This window comes from Amycolatopsis sp. NPDC051372, from assembly GCF_040682095.1.
Lineage (GTDB): Bacteria > Actinomycetota > Actinomycetes > Mycobacteriales > Pseudonocardiaceae > Amycolatopsis.
The window spans coordinates 1-1,146 of the sequence record NZ_JBFBAF010000110.1; the positions used below are offsets into that span (position 1 = coordinate 1).

Sequence of the window (1,146 nt, forward strand, 5' to 3'; positions counted from 1 at the left end):
GGAGCCCAATGAAAGATCGATGCCCGCGGTAATAATGACGAAAGTTACCCCAATGGCCATAATGCCGATAACCGACGTTTGCAGAGCAATCGTCATGATATTTTCGGTATTAAAGAAAAAGGGAGAGCTGAAACTAAAAAACAGCACTAATATAATTAAGCTAAAAAGAGGCGCAAGGCGCATCAAAAGTTCTTTATTTATCTTTATTTTCTTATTATTACTGTCTGGAGAGGTTACAGAGATAGTCATAATTTAATCCTCTAACGTCGCGTATTGCATAATTTTTTCTTGTGTCGCTTCTTTTGCGCTAAGTTCGCCGGTAATTCGACCACTGCGCATCACTAAAATACGGTCGCACATTCCTAACACCTCAGGCAATTCAGAGGAGATCATGATGATTGATTTCCCTTTTGCCACCAGGCGATTCATTAACTCATAGATTTCCAGTTTGGCGCCAACATCAATGCCGCGAGTGGGTTCATCGAAGATTAAAATATCAGTATCTTTACACACCCAACGTGCAATTATAATTTTCTGCTGGTTTCCTCCACTTAGATTTAATGCCGCCTGTTCAAGATTTGGCGTTTTAATCCTTAACGCTTTTACCTGTTCCTCACTGGTTTGTTGGCAACGACGCGAATCGACATTCCCAAAACGATCGGAATATTCAGGGTAGTTTCCTAACATAATATTTCGTTCAACAGATAAATTCAGCGCCAGCCCTTCTTTTTTGCGGTCTTCCGTCAGGTAACTAATTCCCTGCTGAATAGCATCCGAAATATCTTTAATAACGGTTTCCTTACCATTTAATTTTAGCGTTCCGCTGTCAATAGAATCCGCACCAAAAATCGCACGCGCAAGTTCAGTACGCCCCGCGCCCATCAGTCCGGCAAAGCCGAGGATCTCGCCACGATAAAGCGTAAAATTAATATCGTTCAGGACGCCTTTGCGCGTCAGTCCGTTTACCTCCAGAACCGGAATCCGCTGCTGCAAGGCCTCGCGGCGGGGATAGATATTCCCTAAATCGCGACCAACCATCATGGCAATCAGATCGCTGATTTTTACGCACTCATAATCCACCGTGCTGATGTACTGACCATCACGCATTACAGTCGCACGGTCGGCAATTAGCGCCAACTCTTCCAG

1 protein-coding gene and 1 pseudogene are annotated in these 1,146 nt (G+C 44.1%); both read right to left on the reverse strand.

The features are described from left to right. Positions 1-249, reverse strand: a pseudogene (locus tag AB0M56_RS50600) (ABC transporter permease); the annotation flags it as partial. A gap of 3 nt (positions 250-252) precedes the next feature. Next, a partial coding sequence (locus AB0M56_RS50605) for a sugar ABC transporter ATP-binding protein (protein WP_364190874.1) occupies positions 253-1,146 on the reverse strand: 894 nt, incomplete at its 5' end.